At 55.0% G+C, this 17,613-nt stretch carries 19 protein-coding genes; 14 read left to right on the top strand and 5 right to left on the bottom strand.

Annotation, left to right across the window (positions count from 1 at the left end; translation table 11 throughout):
- Nucleotides 1–4: 4 nt before the first annotated feature.
- Nucleotides 5–1,729, top strand: a complete 1,725-nt coding sequence (locus GGR95_RS04150) for a tetratricopeptide repeat protein (RefSeq protein ID WP_184563104.1) — start codon at nucleotides 5–7, stop codon at nucleotides 1,727–1,729.
- Nucleotides 1,719–2,513, top strand: a complete 795-nt coding sequence (locus tag GGR95_RS04155; protein WP_184563106.1) for a 4-(cytidine 5'-diphospho)-2-C-methyl-D-erythritol kinase — start codon at nucleotides 1,719–1,721, stop codon at nucleotides 2,511–2,513. Before GGR95_RS04150 ends, GGR95_RS04155 begins: the two co-directional genes overlap by 11 nt.
- On the opposite strand, the gene GGR95_RS04160 is transcribed toward GGR95_RS04155, so the two are convergent.
- Nucleotides 2,506–3,504 carry a polyprenyl synthetase family protein gene (locus GGR95_RS04160; protein ID WP_184563108.1) on the bottom strand — a complete coding sequence of 333 codons (999 nt, stop codon included), beginning with the start codon at nucleotides 3,502–3,504 and terminating at the stop codon, nucleotides 2,506–2,508. The genes GGR95_RS04155 and GGR95_RS04160 overlap by 8 nt on opposite strands.
- Before the next feature lie 56 nt (nucleotides 3,505–3,560).
- Here GGR95_RS04160 and GGR95_RS04165 point away from each other — a divergent pair, with 56 nt between their 5' ends.
- From GGR95_RS04165 to GGR95_RS04175, 3 genes are all read left to right on the top strand, one after another.
- Nucleotides 3,561–3,776 carry a putative signal transducing protein gene (locus GGR95_RS04165; protein WP_184563110.1) on the top strand — a complete coding sequence of 72 codons (216 nt, stop codon included), beginning with the start codon at nucleotides 3,561–3,563 and terminating at the stop codon, nucleotides 3,774–3,776.
- On the top strand, nucleotides 3,773–4,513 hold the full coding sequence (locus tag GGR95_RS04170) for a tRNA1(Val) (adenine(37)-N6)-methyltransferase (RefSeq protein ID WP_184563112.1): 741 nt from the start codon (nucleotides 3,773–3,775) through the stop codon (nucleotides 4,511–4,513). Before GGR95_RS04165 ends, GGR95_RS04170 begins: the two co-directional genes overlap by 4 nt.
- A 109-nt stretch (nucleotides 4,514–4,622) precedes the next feature.
- The gene (locus GGR95_RS04175; protein ID WP_184563114.1) at nucleotides 4,623–4,787 is read left to right on the top strand and encodes a YdcH family protein; all 165 of its coding nucleotides are present in this window, start codon (nucleotides 4,623–4,625) and stop codon (nucleotides 4,785–4,787) included.
- Between the two features lie 246 nt (nucleotides 4,788–5,033).
- On the opposite strand, the gene phbB is transcribed toward GGR95_RS04175, so the two are convergent.
- The 3 genes from phbB to GGR95_RS04190 form a co-directional block, all read right to left on the bottom strand.
- On the bottom strand, nucleotides 5,034–5,756 hold the full coding sequence (gene phbB / locus GGR95_RS04180; protein ID WP_184563116.1) for an acetoacetyl-CoA reductase: 723 nt from the start codon (nucleotides 5,754–5,756) through the stop codon (nucleotides 5,034–5,036).
- A gap of 74 nt (nucleotides 5,757–5,830) precedes the next feature.
- The gene (locus tag GGR95_RS04185; RefSeq protein WP_184563118.1) at nucleotides 5,831–7,006 is read right to left on the bottom strand and encodes an acetyl-CoA C-acetyltransferase; all 1,176 of its coding nucleotides are present in this window, start codon (nucleotides 7,004–7,006) and stop codon (nucleotides 5,831–5,833) included.
- 143 nt (nucleotides 7,007–7,149) lie between these two features.
- Nucleotides 7,150–7,989: an EAL domain-containing protein gene (locus tag GGR95_RS04190; protein WP_343042061.1), complete on the bottom strand. Its 840-nt coding sequence runs from the start codon at nucleotides 7,987–7,989 to the stop codon at nucleotides 7,150–7,152.
- A gap of 122 nt (nucleotides 7,990–8,111) precedes the next feature.
- Here GGR95_RS04190 and GGR95_RS04195 point away from each other — a divergent pair, with 122 nt between their 5' ends.
- The 6 genes from GGR95_RS04195 (at nucleotide 8,112) to GGR95_RS04220 (ending at nucleotide 12,897) form a co-directional block, all read left to right on the top strand.
- A complete protein-coding gene (locus tag GGR95_RS04195) occupies nucleotides 8,112–8,693 on the top strand; it encodes a DNA-3-methyladenine glycosylase I (protein WP_184563120.1) in 582 nt (193 codons plus the stop codon).
- 100 nt (nucleotides 8,694–8,793) lie between these two features.
- Nucleotides 8,794–9,174: a DUF1304 domain-containing protein gene (locus tag GGR95_RS04200; RefSeq protein ID WP_246423280.1), complete on the top strand. Its 381-nt coding sequence runs from the start codon at nucleotides 8,794–8,796 to the stop codon at nucleotides 9,172–9,174.
- Nucleotides 9,175–9,358: 184 nt separating this feature from the next.
- Complete coding sequence (gene rpsD / locus GGR95_RS04205; protein WP_184563124.1) at nucleotides 9,359–9,979, top strand: 30S ribosomal protein S4; 621 nt, start codon at nucleotides 9,359–9,361, stop codon at nucleotides 9,977–9,979.
- 172 nt (nucleotides 9,980–10,151) lie between these two features.
- Nucleotides 10,152–11,237 (top strand): histidinol-phosphate transaminase, encoded by a 1,086-nt coding sequence (gene hisC, locus GGR95_RS04210; RefSeq protein ID WP_184563126.1) that lies wholly within the window; start codon nucleotides 10,152–10,154, stop codon nucleotides 11,235–11,237.
- On the top strand, nucleotides 11,237–12,160 hold the full coding sequence (locus GGR95_RS04215) for a prephenate/arogenate dehydrogenase family protein (RefSeq protein WP_184563128.1): 924 nt from the start codon (nucleotides 11,237–11,239) through the stop codon (nucleotides 12,158–12,160). The genes hisC and GGR95_RS04215 overlap by 1 nt, the downstream gene beginning before the upstream one ends.
- Nucleotides 12,157–12,897 (top strand): extensin-like domain-containing protein, encoded by a 741-nt coding sequence (locus GGR95_RS04220; protein WP_246423281.1) that lies wholly within the window; start codon nucleotides 12,157–12,159, stop codon nucleotides 12,895–12,897. Before GGR95_RS04215 ends, GGR95_RS04220 begins: the two co-directional genes overlap by 4 nt.
- Here the strand turns inward: GGR95_RS04220 and GGR95_RS04225 are convergent.
- On the bottom strand, nucleotides 12,894–13,889 hold the full coding sequence (locus GGR95_RS04225; protein WP_184563130.1) for a DUF2125 domain-containing protein: 996 nt from the start codon (nucleotides 13,887–13,889) through the stop codon (nucleotides 12,894–12,896). The two genes, GGR95_RS04220 and GGR95_RS04225, sit on opposite strands and share 4 nt — an antisense overlap.
- Before the next feature lie 64 nt (nucleotides 13,890–13,953).
- Between GGR95_RS04225 and GGR95_RS04230 the strand changes: the two genes are divergently transcribed.
- From GGR95_RS04230 to GGR95_RS04240, 3 genes are all read left to right on the top strand, one after another.
- The gene (locus GGR95_RS04230; RefSeq protein WP_184563699.1) at nucleotides 13,954–14,484 is read left to right on the top strand and encodes a gamma-glutamylcyclotransferase; all 531 of its coding nucleotides are present in this window, start codon (nucleotides 13,954–13,956) and stop codon (nucleotides 14,482–14,484) included.
- 68 nt (nucleotides 14,485–14,552) lie between these two features.
- Nucleotides 14,553–15,773, top strand: a complete 1,221-nt coding sequence (locus GGR95_RS04235; RefSeq protein ID WP_184563132.1) for a biopolymer transporter ExbB — start codon at nucleotides 14,553–14,555, stop codon at nucleotides 15,771–15,773.
- A gap of 2 nt (nucleotides 15,774–15,775) precedes the next feature.
- Entirely contained in the window at nucleotides 15,776–17,611 is a 1,836-nt protein-coding gene (locus GGR95_RS04240) for a peptidoglycan -binding protein (protein WP_184563134.1), read from the top strand.
- Nucleotides 17,612–17,613 lie beyond the last annotated feature (2 nt).

Here is a 17,613-nt window from a genome sequence, read left to right on the forward strand (position 1 = left end):
GCATATGCGAAATTTCCGAACCACAGTGAGCGCGATTGCCATCGGGCTGGCCTTAGTCGTGACGGCGCCAATGCCGGTTGCCGCTGAATCGCTGGCGGGCTCTTATCTGGCGGGGCGCAGTGCTGCGGGTAGCAATGATTATGACATCGCAGCGCAATATTTTGCGACAGCTTTGGCAAAAGACCCCGACAACTTTGACCTGATGGATAGCACGGCCCTCGCCTATCTGGCGTTGGGCGACATCGAACGGGGTATCCCCATTGCGAAAATGATGGCTGCCAAAGAATATCGTTCCGCGGCGGCACGGATGTTGGTCACAGCTGGCCTGATTGACGAGGGAAATTATGCAGAGCTTGCGCAGCAGGAAATCCAGACGGATGGCATAAATCCTTGGGTGGATGGATTGGTCAAGGCGTGGGCGCTGATTGGCGCGGATGATGTCGACGCGGCCATGACCCAGTTTGACAACATTACCGATGATGCCGGAATGAAGGGTGTTGTCTTTTATCACAAGGCTTTGGCCTATGCGACCTTGGGGGATTATGCGGCGGCAGAAGCGCTGTTTGCAAAAGGTGCTCCAGGTGGCGCTGCACGTACACGTCGGGGGGTGGTTGCACGCGTCGAAATACTGTCGCAGCTGGGCCGGAATGACGATGCAATCAAGTTGATGGAGCAGACGTTCAATGGTGCAAGTGACCTTGAACTAGATATTCTGATCTCGAAGTTAAAAGCGGATGAGACGCTGCCCTTTACCCTTGCCCCTACCGCCCGTGCAGGATTGGCTGAGGTGTTTTTTACCTTTGCAGCCCTCCTGCGTTCCGAGCAGGCAGGTGATTATTATACGTTGCTTTATGCCCGCGTTGCCCGCTATTTGCGCCCCGATCATATGGATGCGCTTTTGATGACAGCGGCGTTGTTAGAGGGGCTGGGGCAGAACAAACTGGCGATCGCTGAATACCGTAGCGTTTCGGCAGATGATCCCGCCTATCACGTGGCCGAACTGGGCCGCGCTGACGCGCTGCGCCGTCTGGACAAAGCAGATCAGGCGATTGAGGTGCTGGAACAGTTGACGCGTAGTCACGGAGACCTTGCCGTGGTTTATTCGACGCTTGCGGATACCTTGCGATCACAAGAAGAGGGGCAAGCGGCAATTGCGGCCTATTCCAAAGCGGTTGAACTGACGGACTCAGATGATCCGCGTGTATGGGCGCTGCATTTTTCACGCGGCATTGCCTATTCTCAAGAGGGTGATTTGGCCGCCGCCGAAGCAGATTTTCGAACAGCCCTCGCGACCAACCCCGAGCAACCACAGGTGCTGAACTATTTGGGGTATTCGTTGGTCGAAGAAAATCGCGAATTGGACGAAGCGCTGGATATGATCGAGCGTGCAGTTGCTGCCAGCCCCGACAGCGGGTTCATCGTGGACAGCTTGGGCTGGGTTTACTATCGCCTTGGCCGCTACGAAGAGGCGGTGATCCAGATGGAACGCGCTGTTGAGTTGGAGGCTGTTGATCCGGTGGTCAATGATCACTTGGGCGATGTTTATTGGGCCGTGGGCCGCAAACGCGAAGCGCAGTTTCAGTGGAAGCGCGCCTTGTCCTTCATCCAGTTTCAACAAACGACCACAGATGTTGAGCCTGACCGCATCCGCCGCAAGATTGAGGTGGGTCTTGATGTGGTGTTGAAGGAAGAAGGCGCTGATCCCTTGAATGTTGCGAATGACCTCTGAGGGTTTCGCCGCTGCCAAAGTTAACCTGACGCTACACGTTACTGGGCAACGCGACGACGGATATCACTTGCTGGATAGTATCGTGGTGTTTGCGGATATCGGTGACCGTATGTGGTTCGAAGCAGGGCCGCAGATGCACATCAGCGTTACTGGCCCCTTCGCTGATGGTGTCCCGACGGATCACGGAAATTTGGTATGGCAAGCGGCAGAACTGGCTGGGTGGACGGGCCGAATCACATTGGAGAAAAACCTGCCTCACGGTGCGGGCATCGGTGGCGGTTCATCTGATGCTGCTGCGGTTTTGCGTGCATTTGGAGGGGCAGGGCGGGCTGTTACTTTGGGGGCCGATGTCCCTGTCTGCCTGTCTTCCTTGCCACAAAGGATGCAAGGTATCGGTGACGTGGTAAACCCGATGCAGGCTTTGCCAGACATGGAAATTGTATTGGTCAACCCGTGTGTGGTGGTGCCTACTGGCCCTGTGTTTTCTGGCCTTACATCAAAGCACAACCCACCTATGGCTGATAAATTACCCACCTTTGTAGATGCGCAGGCCTTTTGCGCGTGGCTTGGCGCTCAGCGTAACGATCTGGAGGCGCCAGCGCGTCTGATCGCGCCCGAAATCGGTGCGGCATTGGAGACGCTACAGGGCGCGTTGTTGGCGCGGATGTCAGGGGCAGGTGCGACGTGTTTCGGGCTTTTTGCCAATGGCGCAGCCCAAGCGGCGGCACAGATTGCACAGGCCCACCCGGACTGGTGGGTCCGTGCGGGCCGTGTGATCAGGTAAGCCTGCTGACAACGTAATCCGCGATATCAATCAACATATCTTTGATCTCATGCGCGGGCAGTGGCGCTAAGGCTGACTTGGCTTTCTCTGCCCAAGCCAGCGCATCCGCTTGCGTGGCTTTCAGAGTGCCGTGTTTATTCAACAAAGTCAGGGCGTGCTCAAGATCGCCCTCGGTCTGTTTGCCTTTTTCAATGGTACGGACCCAGAATGCCCGCTCTTCGTCATCGGCCAAGGCAATTGCTTTGATGACAGGCAGCGTCAGTTTGCGTTCTCGAAAATCGTCACCGATGTTTTTGCCGGTTGCGCTGGTGTCGCCTTGATAATCCAGCAGATCATCCACGATCTGGAAGGCGATTCCCAAGGCATCCCCGTAATCAAACAGGGCGCGCACATGGTCCTCTGGCGCATCAGCGATGACGCCGCCCACTTCGGTCGCAGCAGAGAAGAGCGCAGCAGTTTTCCCGCGCACGACCTGTAAATAGACTTGCTCGGTGGTGGCGAGGTTTTGCGCGGCAGTCAGTTGCAGCACTTCGCCTTCAGCGATGGTGGCGGCTGCATTTGATAGGATTCGCATCACAGGCATTGAGCCGGGCTCTGTCATCAATTGGAAGCTTCGCGCAAACAGGTAATCGCCGACCAAAACAGAGGATTGGTTGTCCCACAACAGATTTGCCGTTGGACGGCCCCTGCGCTGGCTGCTCTCATCCACAACATCATCGTGCAATAGCGTGGCGGTGTGAATGAATTCAACGGTTGTGGCAAGGTGGATGTGATAAGGGCCCGTATACCCGCACAGCTTTGCCGCAGCGAGCGTCAGCATCGGGCGCAGACGTTTGCCGCCTGCTTCAACCAGATGGGCCGTGACCTCGGGGATGCGCGGTGCATGCTCCGACGCCATGCGTTCGCGGATCAGGGCGCTTACGGCGGCCATTTCGTTCGATAGTGCTTGGGCCAGACGGTCATGCGGCTTTTGACTTGTAACAGTGCTCATTTTTTTCCCGCGTCCTACGCTCGACAAGGGTACATCCCTCAGACTACATCATTACTATGAAAGAACTTTTGCGCAGCACCGATCCTACGATCATCGCCTTTGCTTCAGCCCTGTTGCAGGGCGAGGATATAGCCTGCTTCTCGATGGACGTAAATATGAGCATCCTTGAAGGTGGGATAGGAATCTTCCCACGCCGCCTGATGGTGCGGGATGACGATTTTGACGCAGCGCTTCGCGTGATGCGCGATAATGAGATTGATCTGGGAAGATGAATGGAAGCGACCTGACTTGCGACGCTTTTCTAGGCGGGCTGGTACAGTTGTGGCAACCGCGCCGTGGCTATCGTGCGGGGGTGGACCCTGTGCTGCTTGCAGCCACTATACCAGCGGTTTCAGGGCAACGTGTGCTTGAATTAGGCTGCGGTGTGGGGGCTGCTGTGCTGTGTTTGGGCGCTCGGGTAACGGGGCTGACACTGACAGGTGTCGAGCGTGAAGCGACTTATGCAGAGCTTGCAGCGCGCAACGGGGCGGGGGCGCTGGAGGTGGTCACCGCTGATATTGCCGACCTTCCGCTGATGTTACGGCAGCGACAATTTGACCATGTGTTGGCGAACCCGCCCTATTGGCGGCGTGATGCCTCCATTGCGGCTAGTGACCCGACGCGAGAAGCAGCATTGGGGGAACAAACGCCGCTTGCGCTCTGGGTTGAGGTTGCGGCAAAGCGATTGGCGCCCAAAGGCTATCTGCATTTCATCCACCGCGCAGAACGGTTGCCTGATTTATTGGCTGCTTTGCCAAACGACATGGGGAGTATCGAGGTGTTGCCGATTGCTGCGCGGGTCGGGCGTGCCGCAGAGCGGGTGATCTTACGGGCGCGCAAGTCAGGTCGTGCAGATTTTTGTCTACATGCACCGCTAATTCTGCACCGCGGCGACGCTCATGTGGATGGGGATCAGTACTGTCAAAAGGTGCGAGACGCCTTGCGCATAGGGGCTGCGCTGCCTTTTTGAGCAGGGTTAAGCGGATGTTTACCACATATGCCTGTATGCTGCGGGGCGGCGTGACTTGGTGCAGACTTCGTGCTTCACTGAACATGCACTTTTAACAACTGGAGGAAGTATGTCCCTAAGCACACATCTTGAGACGTTGAAGAAAAAACACAGTGATATGAGCGAGGCAATCGAGCAAGCACAGCGTGCACCAGGAATTGACGGCCTGAAAGTGGCCGATATGAAAAAACAGAAAATGCGACTGAAAGAAGAAATCGGTCGATTGTCTAACTGATCTAAAGTTGAAGAATACGCTGCGCATGCCTGATTTGTAGGTATGCCAATGGACGTCACCAGCGCAAAATAGGCGCTGGTGTCACTCAGGCGGAAACCGCCTATTTCACAGTACATTTTAAGGAAAGTAGATTGCGCGCCGATTATGCGCTCGGCGGGGTCATTTTGCTGTCTGTTATTTCTAATAAAAAGGGCCAATGGATGTTTCCACTGACCCTTTTTTGTACATAGATTTTGCTTTTACAAATCAGACAAAGAACTGCGCGCCATTTGCCGAGATTGTTGAGCCGTTGATAAAACCAGCATCATCCGCAACGAGGAAGGACACAGCACGTGCGATTTCTTCTGGCTCGCCCAATCTGCCTGTAGGAATCTGTGCTATGATGCTTTCGCGCACTTTTTCCGGTACGGCCATGACCATATCTGTGCCGATGTAGCCGGGGCAGATCGCGTTGGCTGTGATGTTGGCGCGTGCGCCTTCATGGGCCAAAGATTTCACAATCCCCAAATCACCAGCTTTGGTCGCGGCATAGTTAACCTGAGCGAACTGGCCTTTTTGGCCGTTGATGGATGATATCACCACAATGCGTCCGAACTTGCGTTCACGCATGCCGGGCCAGATCGGATGGATTGTGTTAAAAACGCCAGTGAGGTTGGTGTCGATGACCTCTTTCCATTGATCGGGTGTCATTTTGTGGAAAGGCGCATCACGGGTAATTCCCGCATTGGCAACAATCACTTCAACGGGCCCCAAGTCAGCTTCTACCTGCGCGATACCAGCTTTGGAGCTGTCATAATCCGCGACGTTCCATTTGTAGGTTTTAATACCTGTCTCGGCGGTAAATGCATTGGCTGCCTCTTCGTTACCTGCATAGGTGGCAGCGACTGTGTAGCCTTTGGCTTTCAGTTCTTTTGAAATGGCTGCGCCGATTCCTCGGCTACCTCCGGTAACTAGTGCGACACGTGACATATTAACCCTCCCGATTGTAATGTTCTTGCCAATTGCATATCAGGCACGCAACAATGTTACGTGCCTGACTAGTGTTATGGCCGTTCTAGGCACATGGCAACACCCATACCGCCGCCAATGCATAAAGTTGCCAAACCTTTTTTCGCGCCGCGGCGTTTCATTTCAAATAACAGGGTGTTGAGGATGCGCGCACCGGAGGCGCCGATGGGGTGACCAATAGCGATGGCACCACCGTTTACGTTCACAATTGCAGGGTCCCAGCCCATATCTTTGTTCACAGCACAGGCCTGTGCAGCGAAAGCTTCGTTGGCTTCGACCAGATCAAGATCTTGCGGTTTCCAGCCTGCTTTTTCCAGCGCTTTGCGCGATGCATAGATCGGACCTGCGCCCATGATGCTGGGGTCAAGGCCAACCGTTGCGTAGGATGCGATTCGCGCCAGCGGCTCAATTCCGCGCTTTTCAGCGTTTTCAGCGCTCATCAACAGGGCACCTGCGGCACCATCATTGAGGCCAGAAGCATTTGCCGCTGTGACGGACCCGTCTTTGGCAAAGGCAGGGCGCAGCTTGGCCATAGCGTCCATGGTTGCGCCGTGGCGGATGTATTCGTCTGCATCGACGATCGTGTCTCCCTTGCGGCCCGGTACGGTGTAGGCGAAAATCTCGTCAACAAAGCGCCCAGCCTTTTGAGCTGCTTCGGCCTTGTTTTGCGAAGCGACAGCAAATTCATCTTGCTGGTCGCGGCTGATTTCCCATTTGGCTGCTACGTTTTCCGCAGTTTGGCCCATGTGGTAGCCGTTGAATGCATCCCAGAGGCCATCTTTGATCATCGTGTCGATCAGTTTCATGTCGCCCATTTTTTGACCCGCGCGCATGGCTTGCGCGTGGGGGGACATGGTCATGTTTTCTTGGCCACCGGCGGCCACAATATCGGCATCGCCCAGCTGGATATGCTGTGCGGCCAATGCGACGGCGCGCAAACCTGAACCGCACACCTGATTGATGGACCATGCGGCAGATTCGATTGGTAATCCTGCGTTTACATGGGCCTGACGGGCAGGGTTCTGGCCCTGAGCGGCTGTGAGCACTTGGCCGAGGATAGTTTCGGATACTTCTGAGGCATCGACGCCAGCGCGCACAACGATCTCCTTGAGCATGGCTGCGCCCAAATCATGGGCTGGCGTGTTGGCGAACGAGCCGCCAAAGCTGCCTACGGCAGTTCGAGCAGCTGAGGCGATAACAACATTGGTCATGGAATGGTGGTCCTCTCAATATGACGCGCGGCAGAGGACAGAGTGAAGCGGTTTCCTGATGGGTCTCGCTAATGCCCCCTACCTTGTCACTTTGGATACCGCATGGGGCAAAGTACAGCAAGAAGCATGGGGAGAACCGAATCTTATGCTTTGCGTTGGTTCGCGGTGCGTAGCCAGTCCGGTTGCGTTGTGGGGGCAGAAAAATAGTACCCTTGAAGGCAATCAATGCCGATCTGATTTACCAGTTCGGCATCCTGCGCCGTTTCCACAGATTCTGCGACTGTTAGTAATTCGAACTGGTGGGCAATGGCCATCAATGCGCGTGTCACTGCCAGATTATCGGGGTTCTGTGCAATCCCACGAATGAACTGGCCGTCGATTTTGACGACATCAAAATCGAAATCCTTGAAATATTTGATTGTAAAAGCGCTGGACCCGAAGTGATCCATGGCAAAGCAAATACCGTTGGGCTGCAAGCGATGCATGAAATCGATAACCAGTTCCGGCATCATCATTGTAGATGTCTCGGTTATTTCAAGTATCAGCCGTTCCCCCAGTTCAGGGGCGTCATGCATGAACCTGTTGAGGCAATTGATCCAAGGTGAATAGCCGATTGAACGTGCGGACATATTTATCGACAAGCGCAGAGCGGGATTGTTCTTGAGCGTGTTCAGCCCATGCCGCAAGGCGAGTACGTCAATTTCGCGTCCCGTTTCCGTATCTTCGATCTTGCCCATAAATTCGACAGCAGGAATTACTCTGCCTGTGGGGTCGAGAACGCGTATCAAACCTTCATAAAAGCCGATTTTACCGGAGGTGCCGCTGCGCACCACGGGCTGAAATGCCAGCAACGTCTGGCCATGCGCAATCGCCTCTTGGACCATGCCCAGCGTGCTTTGAGTTTGTTTTTCGACAGCAAAATCCAGCGGACTTTGGATGTCTCGCGTGATGTTGGCCATTTTGCGATTGATGTTGCCTGTCACGGTCTGGTCCCTCTTTGCTCTGCGCCTGCTGGATATGGCTCTGGTGGACTTTGGCGTGCAGCTGCTAATAAGGTGTTAATCGGCAAATTTGGCGCCAAATGTAGATAACCATAGGGGCGGCAATGACACAGGATACAACGCGGTGCGCTTGGGCAGGGCCCGAGCAGATATATGTTGAATATCACGATACTGAATGGGGTGTGCCCGAGTATGACAGCCGCGCTTTGTGGGAGAAACTGATCCTTGATGGGTTCCAAGCGGGGCTGAGTTGGATCACGATCCTTAAAAAGCGGGACGCTTTTCGGGAGGCATTTGCGGGCTTTGACCCGAATATCATTGCGGAGTGGGGTGAGGATGATGTGACGCGGTTGCTGGGCAATGCGGGTATCATCCGACACCGCGGCAAGATTCAAGCGGCGATCACAAATGCGCAGGCTTGGCAGCGGATCGAGGCAGAGCAAGGCTTTGACACATTTATGTGGGATTACGTGGGGGGCAAGCCCTTGCAAAACCGCTTTGTGTCGCAAGCGGATGTTCCGCCTAAAACCGAACTGTCCGAAAAGGTTGCAAAGGACCTGAAGAAGGCAGGTTTCAAATTTTGCGGGCCTACAATCGTTTATGCGTGGATGGAGGCATGTGGATTGGTGAATGACCATCTGGTGGGCTGCCATAGACATAGTGTCTGTGCTGCATTGGGACGCTAAGTAGTTCAAAATGTTATCGACCAGAGGTTGAAGGCAGGTTAGGTGACTGTCGAGTATATAAGATGTCATGCTTTGATGCTGAATTAGGTGGATGGAAATCTTGAAGAAAATCGCTTTGGCCTTGGTGGCCATTATTGCTTTGCTGCATTTCTACATCGCTTGGTTCGAAATATTTGCGTGGACGACACGTGGGCCAACGATCTTTGACAGCTTCCCAGCCGATCTGTTTGACCAAACGGTTCAAATGGCGGCAAACCAAGGCATCTATAATGCCTTCCTTGCAGTGGGCCTGTCGTGGGCTTTGTTCATTAAAGATCCTAAATGGCAGAAAAATATTGCCGTTTGTTTTCTGCTGTTTGTTGCTGTTGCCGGCATCATGGCTAGCATCACAGTCGCGGTTAAATCTGGTTTGCCTCAGTTGATACCAGCAGTGCTTGCATTGGGGTTCTTGTCGTTTGGGGGCAGGGAAAAAGCCGATTAAGGCCGTTATTCTTCTAAATTGCTAACCATGTCGTTGACTCTGTGCTGTAGATCATAGTAAGCGGCGCTTCTATTGGTGTTGGTGGACCCTGCAAAGGGAACCCTGTCAGAGCGCAAGCTCAGAGGACAACGCCCTTTACCGCCCCATTCGCAATTTTGCGGGGGCCATTTGAAGGAGAACAGTTGTGACTAAACGTACAGCTGCCAAGCATAAAATTGACCGTCGCATGGGCGAAAACATCTGGGGCCGCGCAAAATCCCCAGTTAACCGTCGTGAATATGGCCCCGGCCAGCACGGTCAGCGCCGTAAAGGCAAGATTTCCGATTTCGGTATCCAGTTGCGTGCCAAGCAGAAGCTGAAAGGCTACTACGGCGACCTGACCGAGAAGCAGTTCCGTCGCATTTACGGCGAAGCCGAGCGTGTTAAAGGCGATACAGGTGAAAACTTGATCGGTCTGCTGGAACGCCGTCTGGACGCGGTTGTGTACCGCGCCAAGTTCGTTGCGACAGTTTTTGCTGCACGTCAATTCGTAAACCACCGCCACGTACGCGTGAACGGCAAGTTGGTTAACATTCCTTCCTACCGTGTAAAAGAAGGTGACGTGATCGAAGTACGTGACCGTTCCAAGCAAATGGTTGCGCTGGTTGAAGCCACACAATTGGCTGAACGCGATGTGCCTGACTACCTCGAAGTTGATCACTCCAAAATGACAGCGACATTCGTACGCACCCCTGCTTTGGGCGACGTGCCGTACCCTGTTGTTATGGAACCAAACCTCGTCGTGGAATTCTACGCGAAGAACTAATCTTCGCCACCACATCGAACGCTTTCAAAAACGCCTCGTCGGTTACTCCGGCGGGGCGTTTTCTATTGCGGGTTTGCGCCAGTGTTGAATTGATGTGTGCGGTATGAAAATCGCGGGTGGCTGTGGCCTGCCTGAGCAGTTAAAAGGCGCTAAGCAACCAAAGAGTTCTGATATGACACAGCTGATCGCACCCCAACCCGGCATTATGGATATCACCCTTTATCAAGGGGGCGCGTCACATGTCGCAGGTCAGGAAAATGCGCTTAAACTGAGCTCGAATGAAAATCCGTTTGGCCCGTCACCTGCCGCGCTCAAAGCGTATGAGCGGGCAGGGCGCGAATTGCACCGTTACCCCAGTGCCGATCACGTTGAGCTACGTGCCGCGATTGGTGAAGTTCACGGGCTGGACCCCGCACGGATCATCTGTGGTGCAGGATCGGATGAGATCATTGCGTTTCTGTGTCAGGCTTATGCAGGGCCAGAGACTGAAGTGATCTACACCGAACACGGCTTTGCCATGTACCGTATTTCGGCCTTGGCCGCAGGTGCGACGCCCGTTGAAGTCAAAGAGCACGAGCGCGTGACAGATGTAGATGCGATCCTTGCTGCCTGCACGGATAAAACACGTCTGGTATTTTTGGCTAATCCCAACAACCCGACAGGTACCATGATCGGTCAAGGCGACATCGCGCGTCTGGCGGACGGTTTGCCCGAGCAGGCCCTTTTGGTGCTGGACGGTGCCTATGCTGAATATGTCGATGGCTACGATGGTGGCGCAGCTTTGGTAGATGCGCGCCAAAACGTGGTTATGACGCGGACATTCTCCAAGATTTACGGGCTGGGTGGTTTGCGAGTGGGCTGGGGATACGGCCCTGCGCATGTGGTTGATGTTCTCTCTCGCGTGCGCGGTCCGTTCAACCTCAGCAATGCTGCGCTTGCCGCTGCCGAAGCTTCGGTGCGCGATGTCGCATATGTGGATCATTGCCGCGCGGAAAATGCGCGCTGGCGTGTTTGGATGGCAGATGCTTTGGCCGAAATCGGGGTGCCCTCCGATGTGTCATTGGCCAACTTCATCCTTGCTCGGTTTACTTCGCAGGCAGAGGCCGAGGCCTGTGATTTACACCTGCAATCCCAAGGCCTGATTGTGCGCCGTGTTGCAGGCTATAAACTGCCGACATGCCTGCGCATTACCGTGGGTGATGAAAGCGGTTGCCGCCGTGTCGTTCATGCGGTGCGCCAGTTCAAGGAAGCCGAGTAATGGCGCAAGTATATGACCGCGTCGCACTGATCGGCCTTGGCCTGATTGCATCCTCAATGTTCTGGGCGATGAAACGCAGCGGCTTGGCTGGCGAAGTCACGGGCTATGCCCGTTCAGACGAAACTCGTGCGACCGCCCGTGAAATTGGACTGTGTGATGTTGTCTATGACGACATCAAAGACGCCGTGCGCGGTGCTGATCTGGTGGTACTCTGCGTGCCTGTTGGCGTGATGGGGCCTGTGATGGCACAGATCGCTGATGCGTTGGCCCCCGGTGCAACGGTAACGGATGTTGGTTCGGTCAAAAAGGATGTGATCGAACAGATCACTCCACATCTGCCCGAGGGTGTGCATTTCATTGCGGGTCATCCGCTTGCCGGGACAGAGCATTCCGGCCCACGCGCCGGCTTTGCCGAGCTGTTTGACAACCGTTGGTGTCTGCTGGTCCCGCCAGAAGGGGCTGATCCCGAGGCTATAGCGCGCCTGCGCAACCTTTGGGAAGGGATCGGTGCCAATGTTGAGGAAATGGATGCAGAGCACCATGATCTGGTGCTTGCCGTGACATCGCACGCGCCGCATCTGATTGCCTATACAATGGTGGGCGTAGCGGATGATTTACGCCGTGTGACCGATAGCGAAGTGATCAAATACTCGGCCGCTGGTTTTCGGGATTTTACCCGTATCGCGGCCTCTGATCCGACCATGTGGCGTGATGTTTTCCTGAGCAATAAAGAAGCGACGCTGGAAATCTTGGGCCGTTTCACAGAGGAGCTTTTCGCCCTTCAACGTGCAATTCGGCAGGGCGATGGAGATCATTTGTTTGACTATTTCACCCGTACCCGCGCCATTCGTCGTGGCATTATCGAAGCAGGGCAAGACACGGACGCACCCAACTTTGGCCGAAGCGCAGGGCGCAAGCTTTGAAGGTTTTAACGGCCCTGTTCTGTGTGATGGCAACGGTTTCTTGTGCGGGGCCAGACACCTCCAAACGGCCTGAGCCCCGCCCCCAAAGCGCTGAAGTGACGGCGGTGGATGACCAAACAGAAGGCACCGGAGATGCCGGAGGTGGTTTCTTTAAATCGCTGCGCCCTGTTTTTCGTTCCCCCAAAGTGGCGCAGCAACAACGCCAGCTTGCGGCAGGATCTGTTTGTGGTGATCCTTCCATTCAAGGCGAAGCCATTGGTCGAATAGCTGCGGAAATGTCGGGGTGCGGTGTTGAGAATGCAGTCAGGATCACGTCTGTTTCTGGTGTCCGGCTCAACAGAAAATCGACAATGGATTGCGGGACGGCGCAGGCACTGAAAACATGGGTGGACAGCAGTGCCAAGCCCGCTTTGTCCAGCAAAGGCGGCGGGTTGCGGGAGTTGAAGGTTGCTGCGGATTACGCGTGTCGCCGCAGAAACAACGCAAAAACTGGCAAAGTATCTGAACATGGCAAAGGTCGTGCCATTGATATTTCGGGTTTCCAGATGGCAGACGGCAGTCAGATCACCGTTTTACAAGGGTGGAATGCAGGCAGCAGCAGTCAGGTGCTCAGACGTATGCACGCTGAGGCTTGTGGCACCTTCGGGACCGTTCTTGGCCCCAAAGCGAACAGGTTTCATCTGGATCACTTCCATTTCGATACGGCGCGATATCGTTCAGGCAGTTATTGTCGCTAACGGATGATCAAGCGCGGGGCGGTGCCGAGCGGCAGAAAGCCAATCCGCAACTGCCCGTTTTGTGCGGTTATCGTCAGGTCCAAAGTGCCACTTGCGTCTGACATCGATCGCAGCATCTTCTCCAGCGTCGATGCCCATTCCGCAGGAACGGCACCTGATGCCACGCTCATTTCATAGACGTTTTGCCAATTGCGTAACTGGACGCGCAGCGCCCCTGTGGGAATACCCACGGCATCGACGGTGAAATCTCCGCTCAGGGTCAGGCCGGTATCGGCATATTTGGCTGTCACTTCGGCGATTCGAATGCTGCGGGGCTGTGGGCGGGGGCCTTGTAATGCACGTCGGTCCAAGGGGCGGTCAAAGATAACAGTCATATCTGCGACGATGGGCTCAAAGCTGGCGGGCCATGGCGGCGGCAAGGCGGATTTCTCCAATATCGTCTGACCAAGGGCAAACCCTGTTGCTGTAAGCGAAATATTATAGGCTTCTGGAGTACGACCTTGTTGCACAGTGGCGTCGACTTGCGCGATGTCGAAGATGCGCACATCCTCCAAGTCAGCGATCACATTTGTACTTTGGCCACTGAGTGATTCAAGCTGAAGCGCGGCATTCGGGTGCAAGCGTAGATCCGCACGTGTGCCCTCTGATCCCAAAACAAGATTGGCTTCGCCTGCAGTGAAGGTGATCGGCGCATTGCCCAGTTCTACGGTTGCATGACCGGGCCAATAAATTGGCGCCGAGAGTGAGAGGTTTGGCACTGTCAAATTACGCTGTGCGCCTGGCTTCTCAAGCGATAGGCCTTCGATGAGGGTAGTAATCTTGAGTGGAAACCCCGCTGAAGTGATGGATTGGGTTTCGGCCTGCCAGCCCAGAGCCCGACGGCTTTCCAGCCATGTGTTCACGCCTTTCTGAGTGCTGGTGGTGGCAAGATACCACCAACCGCCCCAAACAAGGCCGCATAAGATCAAAAACTTCAGTGCAAAGCGACGCATGGGCACAGCCCCCTTTTCATCAACGCATAGTTAGGGTTTACCTGCGACAACAGAGGAGAACCAGATGAGTATGTGGGTATTTGGCTATGGCAGCCTGCTTTGGAACCCGGGTTTTGAAGTCGCACAAAGCGTTGTGGGAAAATTACCGGATTACGCGCGGTCGTTTTGCATGCGCTCGATCCACCATCGCGGCACTGTTGAACAACCCGGCCTTGTGTTGGCGTTGGACCAGCAGGCCGGCAAAGCCTGTGAAGGTGTCGCGCTGGAAGTGGTCGCTGGCCAAGAGGAACAGACACTGGCCTATTTGCGTGAACGTGAACTAATTTCTTCAGCCTATGTGGAAAAAGAACTGCCTGTGCAATTGGTTGACGGGCGCACGGTCACCGCGCTGGTCTATGTTATCGACGAAGCACACGAGCAGTATTGCGGGGGTTTGGAGCTGGAAGAGCAGGCGCAGATCATGGCGCGTGCAGTTGGGGGCCGTGGCCCGAACACCGAATATCTCTATAACACTGCCGATCATTTGGTCACTGTGGGCCTACATGATCCTGCGTTAGAGTGGTTGGCAGCACGGGTACGTGAAATTTCTGTATAATTCCTTTGGCTTGACGTGATTTCGCGTTAAGCTATCTGTAATAACAATGAGGTCAGGAGCAGGAGCGCATGTCGCAACCAGACCGCAAGGCAAAACCGCAGTTTTCTCAACCTGTCCGGCAAATCACACTGATGTTGCTGGTGCTGGGCCTGTCGGGCTTTGGCATATTCGTGGCGCTGCCACGGGTGATGTCGGTGTTTTTGGCCAACCCCTATCTGAACGGGTTTATCGGCCTCGTCTTTGTGATCGGGGTTGTCGCGTGTTTTTATCAGGTGTTCCAATTGATCGGCTCTGTCCGTTGGATTGAAAATTTTGCCGCAGATAATGACGAACCCAGCGATACGCCGCCGCAAATGTTGGCGCCTTTGGCTGCCTTGCTGCGCACGCGCGGTGCGCGGATGCAGGTCAGCGCGTCTTCCACCCGATCAATCCTTGATTCGGTCTCTACCCGCATTGACGAAGCACGTGAAATCACACGCTACATCGTCAACACACTGATTTTTCTGGGTCTTTTGGGTACCTTTTATGGTCTGGCGACCACAGTTCCTGCCATCGTAGATACCATTCGCAGCCTTGCCCCGCAGGCAGGCGAATCCAGCACCGATGTTTTCAGCCGTTTGATGACAGGGCTTGAATCGCAGCTTGCAGGGATGGGTGTTGCTTTTGCGTCGTCGCTTTTGGGGTTGGCTGGCTCGCTGATCATTGGTCTGATTGAGCTGTTTGCAGGCCATGGCCAAAACCGTTTCTATCAAGAGCTGGAAGACTGGCTCAGCTCAATCACGCGGGTTGGTTTTGCGTCGGGTGACGAAAGCACACCAGAGCAAGCTGTGATGGCGGGCATGATGGATCACATGGCCGAACAGATGGAAGCCATGCAAGACATGTTCAGCCGCTCGGAAGCGGGACGTGAAGAAGTACAGCAACGTTTGGGGGCTTTGGCGACTGCGATTGAGCGTATGGCCGTCCAACTGGGCGATCAGGGCGGTGCGGCGGATGCGCTTGAGCGGATTGCGGACGGGCAAGAGCGGATGATTTTAGCGCTAGAGAAGCAGGCGGCGCCGGCTTCGGATGCTGGTGGGGCTGATGCGGAAAGCCGCATGCGCTTGCGGTCGATTGATGTACAGATGCTGCGTATTTTGGAAGAAATTTCGGCGGGGCGTCAGGAAACCATGGCTGAACTGCGCCAAGAACTTACTTACCTGACCAAGGCGCTTTCGCTGTCCCGTAATACAAATGAACCGCGCCGAATTCGGGCGACCCAAAAACCTGATACTGGCGAAGGACGTTAGGGATGGCCCTGTCGCGACGCACTGGCGCGCGGTTTCAGGCCTCTATCTGGCCGGGCTTTGTGGATGCCATGACGGGTCTGCTGCTAGTTTTGATGTTTGTGTTAACCATCTTCATGGTCATGCAATTTGTCCTCACCGAGCAGATATCGGGCCAAGAGACCGAGCTGGACGAACTGTCCTCCGAGGTTGCAGCTTTGGCGCAAGCCTTGGGGTTAGAGCGATTGGAGAACTCTGATCTAGAAGCGCGTGTCGGTGCGTTGCGTGCCTCGCTTGGGGATGCGCAGAGGACTACAGAACAACAGAGCGCTCAAATTGCTGCACTGCAATCTGAACGTGCCGAACAAGCTGAAGAATTGAGCGCAGCGCAAACTCGGCTGAGCAGTTTTGAAGCACAGGTTGCGGCGTTGATTGCGGATCGTGATGTCGCGCGGGGACAGGTGGCCGATTTAACCGAGCGTGAACAAGTGTTGCTGAGCGAGCAGGAGGCCCTAAACCTAGCGCTGGCGACCAGCCGCGAGGAAGTGAATGCGCAAGAAGAAGCAGCGCGTCTTGCTGCGGCACGACGTGAAGCTTTGGAAGCCTTGATGGCTGATCTGAAGGTAAAAAATGCGCAGGCCGAGGGCGAAATCCAGGCGCTGACCGATGACATTGCAACGGCGCAGGCTGCGCTGTCCGAGAAAGAGGCAGCGGAATTGGCCGATGCAGCAGCAGCAGAGGCTCTACGTAAAAGGCTGGAAACTGCGGATGCCGAGCTGACAGCCATGACGCTTTCGCTGGAGGCACAGCGCAAACGGGCAGAGGAAACTCTGACATTGCTGGCCGCCGCCCGCGCCGCCGAGGAAGAGCTGGACTTGCGCCTGACTGCGGCACTCAGCGAAGCGGAAGGGAGTGAGGCACAGCTACGCTCCAGCCTTCAAGATGCCGAAGCGCGGGTTGCAGCCTTGGAAGCGCAGCTTGGGAATACGCAAACCGAAACAGAAACCCAGATTGACGATTTACGCACGCGACTAGCAGCTGCGTTAGCTGCCAAACTGGCTGCTGAAGGTAATGTGGATGAAACCCAAAGCGAAATACAACGCCGCGCCGCGCTACTTGCGCAGGCACAGGCCCAACTGGCGACAGAGCAGGAAACATCTGCGGCGGCCCAACGCCAGACAGAGCTTTTAAATCAACAAGTAGCAGCGCTACGCGCGCAATTGTCTGATCTGCAGGGTCTATTGGATATGGCCGCAGCCGAGGACGTCGCGAGAGAGATTGAGCTGCAATCTCTTGGCTCGCAGTTGAACACCGCCCTTGCGCGGGTCGCCGTTGAAGAACGCCGCCGTGCCGAATTGGAAGCAGCTGAGCGTGCGCGTCTGGAAGCGGAAACAAAAAATCTGGAGCAGTATCGCTCGGAGTTCTTTGGCCGATTACGGGATGTTTTGGGTAATCGGGAAGGCGTGCGGATCGAGGGAGACCGCTTTGTCTTCAGCTCCGAAGTCCTGTTCCCACCGGGCGGGGCTGATCTGTCCCGTGCAGGGACGCGTGAAATTTCTAAAATTGCGGATATTCTGAGAAATGTAGCTGCGGATATTCCTGATGGCATTGATTGGGTGATCCGCGTGGACGGGCACACGGATAACATCCCGCTGTCCGGTCTTGGCGAATTTGCCGATAATTGGGAACTCAGTCAGGCTCGTGCATTGTCTGTTGTGAAATATATGGCGAATTTTTTGGGTATTCCGCCAGATCGTTTGTCCGCAAACGGGTTTGGCCAATATCAGCCCGTGGATACGGCAAACACCGATGAGGCGCGGGCACGTAACCGTCGGATTGAGCTGAAGTTCACCGAAAAATAAAC

This window comes from Sulfitobacter undariae (assembly GCF_014196805.1).
Taxonomy (GTDB): Bacteria; Pseudomonadota; Alphaproteobacteria; order Rhodobacterales; family Rhodobacteraceae; genus Sulfitobacter; species Sulfitobacter undariae.